Annotated in this window: 12 protein-coding genes; 7 read left to right on the forward strand and 5 right to left on the reverse strand. The window is 59.7% G+C overall.

The annotated features are described in order from the left end of the window. The 3 genes from F561_RS26255 to F561_RS0120565 all read left to right on the forward strand — a co-directional run. A partial coding sequence (locus tag F561_RS26255; RefSeq protein WP_019011854.1) for a transposase occupies positions 1-689 on the forward strand: 689 nt, incomplete at its 5' end. Then, the gene (locus F561_RS0120560; RefSeq protein WP_019011855.1) at positions 683-1,501 is read left to right on the forward strand and encodes a hypothetical protein; all 819 of its coding nucleotides are present in this window, start codon (positions 683-685) and stop codon (positions 1,499-1,501) included. The genes F561_RS26255 and F561_RS0120560, both read left to right, overlap by 7 nt. A 23-nt stretch (positions 1,502-1,524) precedes the next feature. Next, positions 1,525-3,354 (forward strand): pilus assembly PilX N-terminal domain-containing protein, encoded by a 1,830-nt coding sequence (locus tag F561_RS0120565; RefSeq protein WP_157452055.1) that lies wholly within the window; start codon positions 1,525-1,527, stop codon positions 3,352-3,354. 240 nt (positions 3,355-3,594) lie between these two features. Here the strand turns inward: F561_RS0120565 and F561_RS26260 are convergent, their stop codons facing one another. The 5 genes from F561_RS26260 to F561_RS0120595 form a co-directional block, all read right to left on the reverse strand. Further along, the gene (locus tag F561_RS26260) at positions 3,595-5,937 is read right to left on the reverse strand and encodes a carbohydrate-binding domain-containing protein (protein ID WP_211214844.1); all 2,343 of its coding nucleotides are present in this window, start codon (positions 5,935-5,937) and stop codon (positions 3,595-3,597) included. Positions 5,938-6,153: 216 nt separating this feature from the next. After that, positions 6,154-7,500, reverse strand: a complete 1,347-nt coding sequence (locus tag F561_RS0120580; protein ID WP_019011859.1) for a GH1 family beta-glucosidase — start codon at positions 7,498-7,500, stop codon at positions 6,154-6,156. A 178-nt stretch (positions 7,501-7,678) separates the two neighbouring features. Next, positions 7,679-8,557: a carbohydrate ABC transporter permease gene (locus F561_RS0120585; protein WP_019011860.1), complete on the reverse strand. Its 879-nt coding sequence runs from the start codon at positions 8,555-8,557 to the stop codon at positions 7,679-7,681. Position 8,558: 1 nt separating this feature from the next. Then, on the reverse strand, positions 8,559-9,527 hold the full coding sequence (locus tag F561_RS0120590; RefSeq protein ID WP_019011861.1) for a carbohydrate ABC transporter permease: 969 nt from the start codon (positions 9,525-9,527) through the stop codon (positions 8,559-8,561). 143 nt (positions 9,528-9,670) lie between these two features. Next, a complete protein-coding gene (locus F561_RS0120595; RefSeq protein WP_019011862.1) occupies positions 9,671-10,927 on the reverse strand; it encodes an ABC transporter substrate-binding protein in 1,257 nt (418 codons plus the stop codon). 366 nt (positions 10,928-11,293) lie between these two features. Here F561_RS0120595 and F561_RS0120600 point away from each other — a divergent pair, with 366 nt between their 5' ends. From F561_RS0120600 to nrdE, 4 genes are all read left to right on the forward strand, one after another. Continuing rightward, positions 11,294-12,310, forward strand: coding sequence for a LacI family DNA-binding transcriptional regulator (locus F561_RS0120600; protein WP_019011863.1), 1,017 nt, complete (start codon positions 11,294-11,296; stop codon positions 12,308-12,310). A gap of 249 nt (positions 12,311-12,559) precedes the next feature. Beyond that, positions 12,560-13,441 carry an aldo/keto reductase gene (locus F561_RS0120605; RefSeq protein WP_019011864.1) on the forward strand — a complete coding sequence of 294 codons (882 nt, stop codon included), beginning with the start codon at positions 12,560-12,562 and terminating at the stop codon, positions 13,439-13,441. 258 nt (positions 13,442-13,699) lie between these two features. Next, positions 13,700-14,182 carry a class Ib ribonucleoside-diphosphate reductase assembly flavoprotein NrdI gene (gene nrdI / locus F561_RS26265; protein ID WP_019011865.1) on the forward strand — a complete coding sequence of 161 codons (483 nt, stop codon included), beginning with the start codon at positions 13,700-13,702 and terminating at the stop codon, positions 14,180-14,182. Then, the gene (gene nrdE, locus F561_RS0120615) at positions 14,166-16,253 is read left to right on the forward strand and encodes a class 1b ribonucleoside-diphosphate reductase subunit alpha (RefSeq protein WP_019011866.1); all 2,088 of its coding nucleotides are present in this window, start codon (positions 14,166-14,168) and stop codon (positions 16,251-16,253) included. The genes nrdI and nrdE overlap by 17 nt, the downstream gene beginning before the upstream one ends. The last annotated feature ends 52 nt before the right edge of the window (positions 16,254-16,305 follow it).

The raw sequence follows: 16,305 nt of genomic DNA on the forward strand, positions 1-16,305 counted from the left end.
GTTGCACTGCTGCCCGGATCCTCCTGGTCGCTCGTCTGCTCAAGGTGTTGCCTTCCCGGCGCTGGGCCGTGTTGATCGCGGACCGGGAGTTCGTGGGACGCGAGTGGTGCTCGTTCCTCCGCTGGAAACGCATCCGACACTGTATCCGTATCCGGGAGAACACCAGGATCGAGGACGAACTGGTGCGAGACCTGTTCACGACGCTCCAACCGGGACAGATGCGCACCTTGTTCGAGCGGACGTGGGTGTATGGGGGCTGGATGCACGTGGTCATCACCCTGTCCCCCGCGGGGGACAGGGTGATCGTGGCATCGGATTTGCCCGTGCTGGACGTACTGAACACCTATCGGCTCAGGTGGGCGATTGAATCGGCATTTTCCGCTTTGAAATCTCGCGGACTGAATCTGGAGGCCACGCACATGACGGCCCCAGAGCGAATCTCTCGGCTCTTTGGGCTGCTGTGTATCGCGCTGGCCTGGATGACCCGGATCGGCGCGCAGCGGACAGAGACCCACGCCCCTCGGCGGGACAAGCGCGGGCGAGCGGTCGTGAGTCAGGCGCGGATCGGGTGGCAGATCCTGAGTCAGGCGGCGCGGTGGGGCGGCGACGTGTTCTGGGACTACCTGCGGCTCCTTGGGATGCCGTTCCCGACGGCCAGCACGTCAGTTTCCCGAAGTGTCAGGTGCTGAGCAACCGCACTACCCGCAGCACCCTCGACATTGTCAACAGCGACATTCGTCAGGCAGGTGAGCGGCTCAGCAGCGATTTCCCCGCCATTCAGATTACCCAGGACCTGAGTGGAAACAGCGTGCTGACGCTGAGGCGCGGCCTGCTCGATTCGCCGCTGCCTGTGTGTGCGCCGCTGCCCAACGTCCTGGGCGCCTATGTCAATGCCAACAATCCAGCCGCCACAACTTTTGTAGGCGGCATCAGCAACCTGCCCACGGCCTGCACCACCGGGACCCAGGATCTCAGCCAATGGACAGCCCAGATTGCGGCAGGTGTGGTCAGCGGCTACGTCTTCGATACGGCAGATGGCCGGGGCAACCATGTCGTTCTGAGCGGAACCTCGACCACCGGAACCCCGCTCAAGACACAACTGGTTCAGTTCAGTGGCCTGACCAGTAGCTTCAATCCCGTCAAAGCCAACGCCACTGCAACCGAACGCGATATCCGGCTCTACCTGATTGAAGAACGGCAATACCTGGTCGTTGGAGGGAAGCTGATGCTGGGGGTCAACGGCAAGACTTCACAGGCCGCTACGCCGCGAGTGGTTTCCTTCAAGGCTGTGCCGTACCTACAGGGCACTACGCCGACGATAGCCGCACTTCCCTTTCCGGGCGTAAACGCCTCTGGGAAACCCAAAAGTTGGAAAGATTTGGCCTATCTCGACCTCTCCATCACCGTGACCGAAGGCAGTGGCAAAAACGCCGTTCAGCGAACGATCAGTCAGCGTCTGACACCTAGAAATACCAGCAGCGCCGAATCAGATTCCAATTGATCAACCGTTCACAGGGAGACGTGATGAATACACAGACATCGATTCGGACGCAGGGGTTAGCCCTGGTCACCGCCCTGATCTTCATGGTGGTCATGCTGGCCGTGCTGACTGCCTACCTGACCATGACGACCACCGAACTGAAAACCAACAACATCAGCCAGAACGGGGTAGAAGGCTTTTACGCTGCCGAAGGTGGCCTGAATATGCGGGCCGAACAGGTGCGGAATATTTTTAAAGGCTATCTCCGTCCAGTCGGAACTGCGCCTTCTACAGCAGGTGGCGCTCTGCCCTGCGTGGGAACCAATGTGGGCAGCGGCGATATGAGGTGCATCGCTTACACCCTCAATGGACGCACCGTCAATACCTATATGGTGGACGTTACCAACTACATTTCAGGCAACCCTGAAAGCGGTACGGTCGGCCCCGGCGACATTTATGCGGGCCTGAATTACGCTCAGTATGCCTACACAGTGAAGAGTGAAGCCCTCAGCAGCACTGGCAAGCGCGAAGCCGTACTGGAAATGAAGTTCCAATCCAGATTGGTCCCGTTGTTCCAATTTGCAGCGTTTTATGATGACGACTTAGAGTTTCATCCAGGCGAGGATATGAGTTTGAATGGGCGCGTACATACCAACGGTAGCCTCTATCTGAATGCAGAAAGCGGCAGAACACTGAGTGTTACAGGAAAGACGACGGCCGCCAACCAGATCGGGCGTTATGGCAAAGACGGGCGTGGGTGCAGCGGGATTGTCACTTTTTACACCATACCTATGGCCTGTAATGGTACATCTGAAATCACTACGGCCCAGCTGATTCCCTTTAATAAAAACGTATTGTCCCATCAGCAGAAACTGACGGTTCCACTGATGAGCAGCCTTGCTCCAGATCCCACGGGTGCCAATAACAGCGAACTGTGGAGCCGCGCCGATGTCCGGATTGTAGCCACAGCTGTTGCTGTGACAGTAAACCCCACAGGCTTCGTTCTGAGTGTGGTCAACGCTGACGACTCGCCGAATACTGCCGCCACAGCTGCCCTTCAAACCTATAATTCTGCCAATCCCCTTAACCCAGCCGTCGTTGTGCGCCCCAGAACCTTCTGGGACAACCGGGAAGGCAAACTCATGACCCTGATAGACGTTAATCAACAGCGCCTGATGGATGCTATAGAAAGTGGTGCAGGAGCGTTCAAGGACAGCAGCGGGAACACCCTACATGTCAACGACACGACTGGTGGAGGGCTTGCCATTCATTTCAGTTTCAGAGATGGCAACCCGGCAACCAATGGTTCCACGCTGTATGCAACCAACTATGGTGTGAGGATCAGAAACGCCGCTCGTCTGGGAACAACAAACGGGCTTCCACAACTCAAGGGCTTGACTATCATTACGAACCAATCTCTCTACACGCAGGGTGACTACAATACTGGAGGATCCAGTGGAGCCACCGCCAAGCGCCCAGCTGCACTGATTGCCGATGCCATCAACATTCTGAGCAATGCAGCCACGGGCGAAATTGTCCAATCAGGTAGTACTCCTGAAGCTTCCCCCACCACCGTGAATGCAGCCTTTCTCTCTGGAATAGATGAAACCAAATCGGGAGCCTACAACGGCGGTCTTCAAAATTATCCACGCCTGCATGAAACTTGGGGATCGTCAAGAACCTTCACTTACAAGGGAAGCTTCGTAAGCCTCGGCAATAGCTTGCATGTCCAGGGCAAACAGGGGAGTGCCCGCTACTCAGCTCCGAAGCGCGACTTCAGCTACGACACTGATTTCAACGACGCCAACAATCTTCCGCCCCTGACGCCCCGTTTCGTCTACCTGCGCCAACTCCTGTTTGCAAGGTCGTGGTAACACAAGGTCGGTGACCCTGATTACTTGACACAAAGCAGCAGAGAGCGCCCTTAATTGAGGGCACTTTCTGTTGGGAAAAACCGCTTACATCACTGAAAATACCGCCTGACTCTACCAAAGCACCCTACCTTGTGAGGGATCTCAAGATTGGCCTCAGCCGTTCGGTAGACCCTGAACCACACAGCGGAGAACATAGGCCATCAGGACAAAGCTCAGGTGTCAGGACGGCACAGAACCGCCTTACTGAGCAGTTGGAGTGAACTGCACGTTATCGAGGAACATCTTGCCAGCGTAGTTGCTCTCGACATCCGCCACAATCAGGTTGATCTTTCCAAGAGCGGTCTCCGGCGTGAGGGCCTTGTCGAACTTGTTCAAATCGAACCGGATGGGGAAGTGATACAGTCCGTCACTCGTTTTTGGCCTGCTGGCCAGATCAGTCAGTGGAAGACTCACCGGCTCCTGGGCCTGCGCCCAGTACCCCAGGCTGGGAGGACCGAAAGAGAGGTTGACCGAGAGTGCTCCACGGTTGCCTCGCCCTTCTTCCGGCTTCAGGTAGAGGTCGAACACGAGGAAATTATTACTCCCTCGCGTCAGAGTGGGTGTATCGAGGACAAGGCGCGGTGCCGAAGCCCAGTTGTCGGTGGGCTTGACGTCGGGGTACATGACCTCCCAGGTGAGGGCATTCGAGCCGTTGGCTTCCCCGAGCGTCAGTGCGCCCTTGACACCTGAAGCAGCGTCCCACGCCCAGCCCTGGCGGGTGCCGTCCTCAAAGGTCGAAGGAAGCGTCGCCTGACCCAGCGGCGCATGATCGACAGGCTGCTCAGAGGCTGTCCGGTTACCTGAAAAGGAGATGTTGTCGAGCCAGATGGTAGTTGTATTCTGCGTGCCCACGAACAGGATGACATTCGTGAGGATGCTGCCCTTCAAATCTGTGTCGCTGGCTATGGCAGCAAAATTCGGAGAATCCTCTGCTGTCATGGTCAGGGTCGCCCTGTAAAGCCCGTTGGCCTGCTGAACGAACTTGTCTGCCGTGACCTGAACGGCCCGTTTAGGATTGGCCCAGCCGTGCGTGGCGCTCTGCGGAATGGCCGCGATAGACACGGTGGCGGGTACGGCGGCCAGCACGTCCATGCTCAACGTTTTTGCTCCATACAGGTTGGGGTGGGCAGAGGAGCCGTCGGCGGAGAGACGCACATTGGCCCAGTAATTGCCCTCCGACACGTCAGTGCTGGCGGCCAAGCCATCGACCTTCAGGGCACCGTTCTCGTTGCTGACGGTAGCCGTCTTGACCGGGCTGTCACTATTTACACCGAAGCCTTGAGCTGTCCCGTCGTCAAAATTCCAGACCGTTTCTATAAACGCTGTCCGGTCAATGGGTTGGTAAGCAATTCCCTTGATCCGGGCACGAACATACTCGCCGGAGACACTCAGTTCCTGCGGTGCCCAGAGTTGATCGGTGCCTGGATCAAGATTAGTGGCTGCGCTCTTGCCGAGTTCGTAGGGATTGAAGGACGCCGATGTTTCGTTCTTGTTTGTGAGGGACCAGTTGATCCAACTGATGTTGTATTTGTTCAGGAAATCCAGCCACATGTCCGCTTCTTGAAGGTAAGGCCCATTGTTGCCGCTGGCCTCGCTTGACCCCCACTCGCTGACAAAGACAGGAACTCCATGCTGGAGAGCGTATTTAACGTTGCTCATGACGTTGGTACGGTCCGTCACATCATTGGAGGCCTGATGCGTTCCGGAATAAAAGTGTGCCGTGTAGACCGTGTTGGCATCCTGAATGCGGTTGTCGGCAGCCAGATCGGGGCGCTGCGTCCAGTTGGGACTGCCCACCAGCACGATGTTCTGGTTGCCTGTATCCCGCAGCATCCTGATGATCGGCTCCGCGTAGGCTTTCACGGACGCCCAGCCCGCAGTGTCGTTTGTTACGCCCAGCGGATTGGGGTTCGGCTCGTTCGCCACTTCGTAGATGATGTGACTGTTGTTCGGGTACTTCTGGGAAATCTCGCGGAAGAACGCCAGCGGATTGGCCTTGGTATAGAGATCTGCATTGGGATCACCCGGCGCGTGGACATGCCAGTCCACAATCACGTACAGGTCGTTCGCGATGGCGTAGTCGATGCCCTCAAGGACCCGCTGTTTGAGTTGTGGATTCGTCGCGTATCCACCCTCGCCGACGTACATGGCAAGGCGAATCACGTTCGCACCCCAATCGTCGGCAAGCGCTCCAAAAGCGTTGTCGTTGATGATCTCTGGGAACCACTGGAGGCCGTGCGTGCTCATCCCCCGCAGTTGAACAGGCTTGCCCTGGGAATCGACGAGCGTTGCCATGCAGTTGAGCATCCCCACCCTCAGCGCACCTGCTGCCGACGGCTTTCTGCCACTGCCGCCGATAAGGTTCGTGTAGACGACCTCCGACGCGGTGGGCGAATACGCCCCGGCAGGAGCTTCAGGAAGTGGTGACAGCGTTGGGCCGGAGGCGCAATTTTCCATCGGCAGTTGGGCCTGGGTTGCGCATCCGGAGAACAGCAGTCCGGTCAAGACCATCATGAACGGGAAAGTGGGTGTTCTGCTGGTCATGTCAAGCCTCCTGAACATAGAGGTAAAGGTGAGAGGAGGAAAGGTCTGGAAAGGACGGCTGAGGAGACGCTCTGAGCTTTGCTTCCTCGGCTGTCCTGTTCACCGCATACGCCGCTCCCCTCAGCATTTTTCCTTCCTTATTGCTGAGGGGAGCGGCGCAGCAGGCACCAACAAAATGCCGTTATCCGAGATTCAATTCGCAGTGGAGCAGTTGGGCTAGCCCAGGAATCCCTGATACCACTTGGCGCTGTCTTTGAGCGTCCGTGTCTGGGTCTCGTAATCCACGTACACCAGCCCGAAACGCTTGCCGTAGCCGTAGGCCCACTCAAAGTTGTCCATCAGGCTCCAGGCAAAGTAGCCGCGCACATTTACGCCTGCTGTGATGGCTTCACGCACGGCATTCAGGTGTTGTTGCAGGTACTCCACGCGGGCGGCGTCATGAATCTGGCCGTCGGTGCCGAGCTGGTCAGGGTAAGCCGCGCCGTTTTCGGTGATCAGCAGGGGCGGCAGGTTGGAATAACTGTGGTGCAGGCGCAGAAGCAGGTCTGTGAGGCCCTGGGGATACACTTCCCAGCCCATGTCGGTATAGGTGGCTCCCTGCGGCTTGCGGCCCGCTGCACTGACGAAGGTGCGCGAGTAGTAGTTGACGCCCAGGAAATCCATTGGGGCCTGCATGATCTCCAGATCGCCTTCCTTCACGTCCGGTACATCGGCTCCGTAGTGTATCCAGATGTCGTGTGGGTACTGGCCGCGCAGCACGGGATCCAGAAACCAGCGGTTGAAGGTGCCGTCGGCCAGCTGAACCCCCGGCAGATCGTCGGGAGTGTCGCTGTAGGCCGAATCCAGATTCAGCACCAGGCCCAGTTCGGCCCCCAGGTTCAGCGCCCGCATCTGCTGCATTGCCAGTCCGTGTCCCAGCAGCAGGTGGTGGGCCGCAGCCAGAGCAGCGGGGCGGCTGTTCCAGCCGGGGGCGTGTTCACCGATCTGGTAGCTGAGAATGCTGCTGCACCAGGGTTCGTTCAGCGTGGCAATACTCTTGACTTTTGGCCCCAGGCGCTCGGCCACGATTCGGGCGTATTCGGCAAAGTGGTAGGCGGTGTCCCGGTGTGTCCAGCCGCCCGCATCCTGCAGGGCCTGAGGCAGATCCCAGTGGTACAGAGTCAGGTGAGGCTCCAGGCCGCGCTCGATCAGGCCGTCAACCAGACGCTCATAGAAGGCCAGTCCCTCCTCGTTGGCGGGACCGGTGCCGCTGGGCTGAATGCGCGGCCACGCCACACTGAACCGGTAGGCCGATACGTTCAGGCGGGCAATCAGGTCAAGGTCTTCTTCCAGACGGTGGTAATGGTCGCACGCCACATCGCCGTTGCTGCCGTCCCGGATTCGGCCCGGTTCACGGCAGAAGGTATCCCAGATGCTCGGCCCGCGCCCGCCTTCCTGCGTGGCTCCCTCGATCTGAAAAGAGGAGGTCGCCACACCGAAGGTGAACTGCGCCGGAAAATCGGTGCGAACAAGGTCGGTCACTTTGGCTTCAGGGGGGGTAACAGTCTGTGGAAAGGTGGTCATAGAAACTCCAGAAAGGGAAAGGAAGGAAGAAGAAAAGACGTGTCCCATACGGATCCCGATTGAAAGCACCATCGTTGTGCTTTCAATCCGGGCACAGCGGCGAGTAAGAGGATGGGGTGCGCGGATGGAGCCTAAAGCGGCGCTTTCCCGGTGGTGGCGGAATGAAGCGGAATCCAGATCAGCCCTTGATCGCGCCGCTGGTCAGGCCGTCGATCAGGCGGCGGCTGGCAATCGCAAACAGGATCAGCAGGGGCAGCACTGTCAGGGCCACACCGCACATCAGCGCCCCCCAGTCGGTGTTGGCGATGCCTTGCAGGGTTCTCAGTGCCAGCGGAGCCGTGTAGGTGTCGGCGCTCCGGAAGATGATGAGCGGCCCCAGAAAGCTGTTCCAGGATTGGACGAACGTGACCAGACCCAGCGTGGCCAGAGCAGGCGCAGACAGCGGCGCAATGATTCGGCGGAAAATACCGAATTCGCTGCATCCGTCAATCCGGGCGGCCTCCACCAGTTCGACGGGAATGGCCGTACCTATGTACTGACGCATCAGGAAAATCCCGAAGGCGCTGGCCATGCCCGGAACCCACAGCGCACGCGGCGTGTCGATCCAGCCGAGGGCCTGCATGATCAGGGCAAACGGCACGATGTTCAGGGTGCTCGGAATCAGCAGGGTGGCCAGCAGGAGATTGAACAGCGCCGCTTTGCCCTTGAAGGAGTACATGGCAAAGGCGTAACCGCCCAGGGTGCAGAAGAACAGGGTGGTGACGGTGGTGAGGGTCGCCAGATACAGACTGTTCCAGAGGTTACGCCAGAACGGAGTGCGTTCCAGCAGGCTGCTGTAGTTGGCTTCCAGATTGCTGCCGAACCACATAGGAGGCGGCAACGAGAAGATGTCCTGCCGGGCATGGGTGGCAAACACGAACATGAAATAGAACGGCAGCAGGGTCAGGATGCCGCCCAGCACCAGCAGCAAGATCGCGGCGGCGCGGCTGAGGGGCTTGGTGCCGCGTGCGGAACGGCGGGGACGTGCAGCGGGAGCAGCCAGAGGAGTAGAAGTCATATCAGTCCTTCCCGGCCAGGCCACTGCGTCCAAAGATGCGGTTGTTGATCAGCGACAGTATGCCGATGACGGCAAACAGCAGCCAGGACATCGCGGCGGCCACGCCTGCATCCGAGTAGGAGTTGTAGGTGCGGAACATATACATGATGGTGGTCAGGCCCTGCTGGCCCGTGCCACCCGAGCCGTTGGTCAGCACAAAGGGTTCCTCGAACAACTGAAAGCCGCCGATCAGGGTCAGCGTGACGGCCAGAAAGATGGTGGGGCGCAGCAGCGGCAGCGTAATAAAACGGAATTGTTGGGCGCGGGTGGCTCCGTCAATGCTGGCGGCCTCATAAATGTCACTGGGGATGGCCTGGAGTCCAGCCAAGTACAGCAGCACGTTCCAGCCCACGTAGCGCCACACCACGACCATGGCAATCGCGGGCTGCACGTACTGGACCTCGCCCAACCAGTTGATCTTTTCGGCAGGAAAGAGGCCGCCGATCAGGGGCAGATTATGCAGCGCGTTCAGGCCCGCGTTCAGCGCCCCGTATTGCCAGGAAAACAGCGTAAAGAACACCACCGAGATGGCTACCACCGACGTGATGTAGGGCAGAAAGTACACAGCGGTGACCAGCGACTGCACCCGCTTCAGGCCCATATGAATGGCAAACGCCAGCGGCAGGGCAATCAGGTGCTGCGGCACGCCGCTTTCGACAGCCAGAATCGCCGTATTCCGGAGCGACTGCCAGAAGGTTGGGTCGGTCAGGTTGTCGGAGAAGTTGCGCAGGCCCACAAATTTCATGTCGCCCAGGCCGCTGCCGGGTTGCCAGTTGTGCACCGACAGGTAAGCGTTGAACAGGATGGGGAAGAGGCTGAAAGCAAAGAACAGCAGGAAGAACGGGCTGATGAAGATGTAGGGCGCATATCGCCGCTGAAACTTGTCCCAGCCACTGCTGACCTGCTGGGGTATAGACGGGGTGGCGGTCATCCGGTGGGCCTCCTGAACAGGGCAGGTAAGAAAGAGAGCGTCTGGGGCAGCGGCTTGTGGTCACCGCCCCAGACGCGCATGGTTCAAATGCGGCGGGTTGATCTAGAGATCAGTCTGGTACAGATCAGGACTGAGGGCGGGCCTCAGCGGGCGCGGCGCTCGACCAGCTGCTGGGCCTGAGCGAGGGCCGTGGGGATGTCCTTGGTGCCGTTCAGGACTTCGCTGAGGGCGTCGTTCACGATCTGCTCGGCCACGGGGTCAAGCCTGTTCACGTCGATCGGCTGAATCTTGGCGGCGGCGCTGCGCCACAGCAAGCGCGTTTTCTGGTTGCCCAGGTACTCGACACCTTGATTGAAGATGGGGTCGTTTTGCGCGGCTTTCAACGCCGGGAAGGCTCCGGTGGTCTTGAACGCCAGCACCTGCTGCGCAGGATTGGTGGTCAGGTACTTGATGAAGTTCCAGGCCGCGTCTTTATTCTGGCTCTGGGTCGGAATTCCCCAGAACGAGCCACCGTAGCTGGCAAAGCTGTTGCCGGGCAGGTTCTGTGCGCCCCATTTCCCTGCGTAGTCCTTGGCGAGCCAGTTTTGCATGTGCCCCACCAGCCAAGCTCCGCTGAATTCAGTGGCCAGGTTTCCCTTCTGGAATGCCGTCGTCCATTCCGGCGAGAAAGCGGCGCCAGCACGGGCGTCCAGCTTGGCGTCGCGAATCTGCTTGGCGACTGTAAAGGCCCGCACGAACCGGGCGTTGGTCGGGCTGACCAGAACTTTATTGCTCTTGTCGAAGTACATCCCCTCGCCGCTCTTGAGTCCGGTACGCAAGATGATCTGTGCGGCTTCCGAGGCGTCAGGGATCAGGAAGACGCCGGGATTGGCCGTCACGACTTTTTTACCGTTGGCGATGTAGCTTTCCCAGCTGGCATTCAGCTGTGCAGGCGTCACTTTGGCTTTGGCGAGCAGGTCGGTGCGGTAGAACATCGAGCCGGGGCCGACGTCGGTGGGCATCCCGACCATGCGCCCGTCTTGGGTGGTGGCCTGGGGGAAGGTGTAGCCCACGAACCTGGACTTGAACTGACCTGCATTGAAGGGCGCCTTGTTGAGATCGGTCATGCCGTTGCCTTCGGCAAATTTAGCCACAAAACCGAAATCGATAGCAACCACGTCGCCCGCACCTTTGCCCGTAGAGAGCGCGGTGGTCAGCGCGTTGTGGTGATCAGCGTAGGCCAGAGAGCTGATTTTCACTTCCACGTTGGGGTAGAGCTTGTTGAAACCTGGGATGGCCGCCTTGATGACGCTGTCGAGGTCGGGGAACACGCCCACCGTGATGGTGGTTTTTTGGGCCTGGGCAGCTCCCAGAAGCAGAGCAGAAGAAACAGCGAGAACCAGAGCGCGGGTACGTTGCATGGAAGACCTCCAGGGTCAGAGAAGAAGGCAAGACGATAAAAAATCACAGAAAACGTTTTCTCAGGATGATCAGGCAGCAGAAAGAGGGCTAGAGCCAGAGGTCGGCTCTTCAAAGATGTAGGTTATTGATCCCCTTGAGCATACAAACTGAAAACGTTTTTTGCAAGTGGCCCAGTCGACTGTCGGAAATGTATGCCTCCGGGTTGTGGCACCGATGGGTCATGCATCACAGAACAAGAACCGTGCAGTCCGTCGGTCAAGGCCCGAAACCTTCTTCTGCGTCAATGGAGCAGAGCGCACAGACGTTGTGGCACACCTGTTCTGGCTGCTATGCAGCTGTAACCGGTTGTGATAACGTTTTCTGCAATGACCTCTGTAGGTAACGAACGCAACCTGACTATCCGTGACGTGGCGCAGCGAGCAGGCGTGTCCATCAGCACGGTGTCGCGGGTCATCAATGGCAAGAAGGTCCGCGACGAACTTCAGGTCAACGTGCAGCGCGTGCTGAACGAGCTGAATTTCAGGCCCAGCGCGGTGGCCCGCAGCATGGTTCGGGGCCGCACCCAGACGGTGGGCGTACTGGTCGAGGACATCAGCAGTTCCTACTACGCCGAAATGATCAAGGGCATTGAGCGGATTCTGGAGCGCACCGGACATCATCCCCTCTTCAAGAGCAGCCACTGGAACCTGCAACTGGAAGAGGAAGCCCTCCAGGTCTTCCTGGATCACAACGTGGACGCCATCGTGGTGGTCGGCGGCCTGATTTCCGAGGCCCGCCTGCAAGACCTCGCCGCCCGGATGCCCTTGGTCCTGGTGGGGCGCGGGGGCGTCAGCGTGGACGCTCCGACCATCAACCTCGATCAACGGGGAGGTGCCTACGCCGCCACCCGCCACCTGATCGAACTGGGCCACCGTCAGATCGTGCATATCGGCGGCCCCACCACTCAGGAAGACGCCGTCGCCCGGCGCCTGGGGTATCTGGACGCCATGAGCGATCATGGTCTGGAAGTGCGCCCCGACTGGCTGTGCGAGGGTGATTTTCTGGAAACCAGCGCCTTCCGGGCCACCATGCAACTGATCGAGAACTCCACTCCGTTCACGGCCGTTTTCGCTGCCAACGACCAGATGGCGCTCGGCGTGACTCTGGCCCTGCACCGCAAGGGTCTGCGCGTCTCCGACGACGTGTCTGTGGTGGGCTTCGACGATCTTCCGGTCAGCGCCTATGTGGTGCCGCCCCTGACCACCATTCGCCAGCCCGCGCAACAGGTCGGAGAACTGGCCGCCCACGCCGCCGTGTCCCTGATGGCGGGCGAGCCAGCACAGTTGGCCCCACTGGAACTGAAACTGATCGTGCGAGAAAGCACGCGGGCGCTGCGCCGCTGAGGGCCGGGCCGCTGAGGGCCGGGCCGCTGAGTGCCGGAAACTCAGACCGGAATTTTTCATCGTTGATCCGGCACCGTTTGCGGGACGTGTGCCGGGACCGCTGGAGCAGTTCTCCGAATTACAGCCTCGCCGCAACAGCACCGCCGACGCCTCCATTCTCCGTTCTGCTTGCCAAATTCACTCGCCCCGCTCGGTCAGAACAACGGAGAACGACACGCCATTGTTCTGACAAATGATCTAGAGTGCCGCATGATCGTTCGTGATTTTGGCAGCACCGGCCTCCGCGTCAGCGCCCTGGGCTTTGGGGCGGGGCATATCGGCAGCCCAGATTTGGGCGAAGACGACGCGGGCAGGCTGCTGCATCACGCGCTGGATGTGGGCATCACCCTGATCGATACCGCCCGTGGCTACGGCCTGTCGGAAGAACGGATCGGGCGGCACCTGAAAGAAAGGCGCGGCGAATTCGTGCTGTCCAGCAAGGGCGGTTACGGCATAGACAACGTGCTCGACTGGACGCCCGACAATATCCGGCTGGGCATCGAACGCGCCCTACGAACCCTGCAAACCGACGTCATCGATATTTTTCACCTGCATTCCTGCCCACTGGACACGCTGCGGCAAGAAGACCTGCTGGGCGCTCTGGACGCGGCCCGTGAACGCGGTGAAATTCGGGTGGCGGCCTACAGCGGTGAAAACGAAGCTCTGGCCTGGGCCGCCCAGTCTTCACGTTTTGGCAGCCTGCAAACGAGCGTCAATGTGGTGGATCAGTGGAGCCTGCGTCATGTGCTGCCGGAGGCCGCCGCACGTGGGCTGGGGATCATCGCCAAACGCCCGGTCGCCAACGCTGCGTGGCGCTTTCAGACCCGCCCGACTGGGCAATACGAGGAAGTCTACTGGGACCGTCTGCAAGCAGGTGGCCTGACCCCCGGCGAGCTGGACTGGGATGAATTCGCGCTCCGCTTCAGCACGTTTGCCCCCGGCGTTCACAGCGTGATCGTGGGCACTTCCAGGTCTGAGCGCCTGACCCGCAACGCCGAAATTGTGGCGCGTGGCCCGCTGCCCGAAGATGAGATTCAGCGCGTCATGGCCGCGTTTGGGCCGTATGCAGGAGAGTGGCAGGGCGAGATCTAGTCCAGAACCTGAAGTTCAGAGCACTTGCTGAGCAATACAGATTTTGATCACAAAGTCAATATCTTGTATTACTTGACTGAGATGGGCACCACCTGTAGACTTCGGCGCAGTTGCGAGCACCGACAGTTGCTGTCTGATGGCAGTAAAACTGACTCTGCTTAGAGGCCAGGCTTTCTGCTCACGCCCCGTTGATCCTCAGTTTACTGCCTCTTTCATCAGAGGGAGTACCCACCCTATTGCCCTCTGGAGAACCCACCCTTGCCTGCCGATTCGTCTTTCCTTCTTCCCCCGGCGTCCCTCCAGATCGTGTACGACTCCATGACGGGCAATGTGCGCCGCTTCGCTGCGGGCGTGCAGGCCCTGGCAGAAGGGACGCCGGGCACAAGAGTTGAGGTGCTGGACTTACGCAAAGCCGTTCCCAGCGGCAACTTTTTGCTGATGACCTACACCTTCGGCTCCGGCGGCGTGCCCGAAACGACCGCCCGCTTTCTGGCAGAACATGCGGCGGGACTGCGCGGGGTCGTGTCGAGCGGCAGTTTTCACTGGGGGGCAAATTTCGGGCGGGCAGGGGACCACATCTCGGAGCGCTACGGCGTGCCGTTGGTGGCCCGGATCAACAAGAGCGGCACAGCGGCAGACCGCCAGACGGTGGCCGCGTGGCTGACCGAGCAATGCAGGAACACACTGGCCCGACCCACGGGGTTTGAAGATATGAGGAGCGCGTATGGAACGTTGGATTGAACTGAACAACAAGATTTTGGCGGGTACAGTCGTGGACACCCGCTTCGACACCGACGCCCTGCAGGCCTACTTTCAGGAGAAGGTCAATCCCAATACGGTGTTTTTTCATGATCTGGCCGAGAAGATCCGGTATCTGACCGAGCATGGCGTGTGGGACGCCGCCGTGTTTGCACGCTTCACGCCCGACGAGGTGAAGGCCGTGTTCGAGCGGGCCTACGGCTACCGCTTCCGCTTCAAGGCCTTTATGGGCGCGTTCAAGTTCTACTCCGAATACGCCACCATGACCCCGGACCGGACCCGCTGGCTGGAACGCTACGAGGACCGCCTGAGCATGACGGCCCTGTCGCGCTCAGAGACGGTGGAAGAGGCGCTGGAACTGGTGCATCACCTGATTACCCAGACCTTTACGCCTGCCACGCCCACGCTGATGAACTCGGGCAAGGCCAACACCGGACGTCTCGTGAGCTGCTTTTTGCTGCAAGACTGCACCGACAACCTCGATTCCATCACCAAAACCCTGAGCTTTGTGGCCGAACTGAGCAAGGGCGGCGGCGGCATCGGCGTGGAGGTGAGCAACCTGCGGGCGCGGGGCGAGTCGCTGCGCGGCATCCAGAACGTGACCAAAGGCGTGATGGGCGTGGCGAAAATGCTGGACAACATGCTGCGCTACGCCGATCAGGCGGGGCAGCGTCCGGGCGCGGGGGCCATCTACCTCAGCGTCATGCACGCCGATTTTCAGGACACCCTGAACGCCAAAAAGATTGCCTCGGATGAGGACGCCCGCCTGAAAACCCTGTCGGTGGGGGCCACCATTCCCGATGTTTTTATGGAAAAAGTGCGGGCAGGCGAGGACATCTTCCAGTTTTATCCTCACTCGCTGTATCAGGAAACCGGGCGCGAATTTACGTCTATTGACTGGAGCAGCGAATACCAGACCCTGGCCGACAATCCCCGCATTCGCAAAAAGCGCGTGTCGGCGCGGCGAATTCTGGAAGATATCGCCGTGACGCAGGGCGAGAGCGGCTACCCATACCTGTTGTTTGAAGGCAACGCCAACCGCGCCAACCCGATTCCCAATGTGGGCAGCATCAAAATGAGCAACCTGTGCAGCGAGATCTTGCAGCCCACCCTGCCCAGCTATTTTCATGCCTATGGACAGGAAAGCAAAGACCGCATCGGACTGGACGTGTCGTGCAACCTCGCGTCGCTGGTGATCGAGCAGACCATGCAGAGCCGCGACTTGGGCCGTGTGGTGGGAGCCGCCGTGCGGATGCTGGACAACGTGGCCCGCAGCACTGCCATCCACGAAGTCCCCGCCGTGAAGCGGGCCAACGATGAAATGCGCTCGATTGGGCTGGGCGCAATGGGCCTGCATTCCTTCCTTGCCAAGCACGAACTGATCTACGGCTCGCCCGAAGCGCTGGAATTCGTGGATGTATTTTTTGCCGCCGTGCATTACCACGCCCGCCGCGCCAGCATGGAGCTCGCCCGCGATACGGGGTTCGTGTTCCGGGGCTTCGAGGGCAGCCGCTACCAGTCGGGCGAACATTTCGCTCAGTACTTGGAGCGCGACTTCGTGCCGCACACCGCCGAAGTTGCCGCCCTGTTCGGGGGCCACACCCTGCCCACCCGCGCCGACTGGCAGCAATTGGTGGCCGATATCCAGCAGCACGGCCTCGCCCATTCCTTCGTGATGGCGGTTGCGCCCACCGGCAGCATCAGCTACGTGTCGCACGCATCGGCCAGCATCATGCCCATCACCGAAAAGGTGGAAACGCGCACCAGCAACAAGGCCCGCACCATCTATCCCATGCCGCACCTCAGCGCCGATACCGAATGGTTTTACGAGGAAGCCTATGACATGGATCAGCGCCGGGTGCTGGACACCGTGGCGGCGGCCCAGAAGCACGTCGATCAGGGCATTTCCTGCACCCTGTTCGTGCCCAGCAGCGCCAGCACGCGCACCTTGCAGGCCTATTACATCGCGGCCTACCTGCGCGGCGTGAAAACGCTGTATTACACGCGGATGCGCAAGGCCAGCATCGACGAATGCCTCAGCTGCGCGATCTGAAGTAATTATCTAAGAAAAACAGATCAACATCTTGCTTGTGTGACCCTCTTTC

The organism is Deinococcus aquatilis DSM 23025 (genome assembly GCF_000378445.1).
GTDB lineage: Bacteria > Deinococcota > Deinococci > Deinococcales > Deinococcaceae > Deinococcus > Deinococcus aquatilis.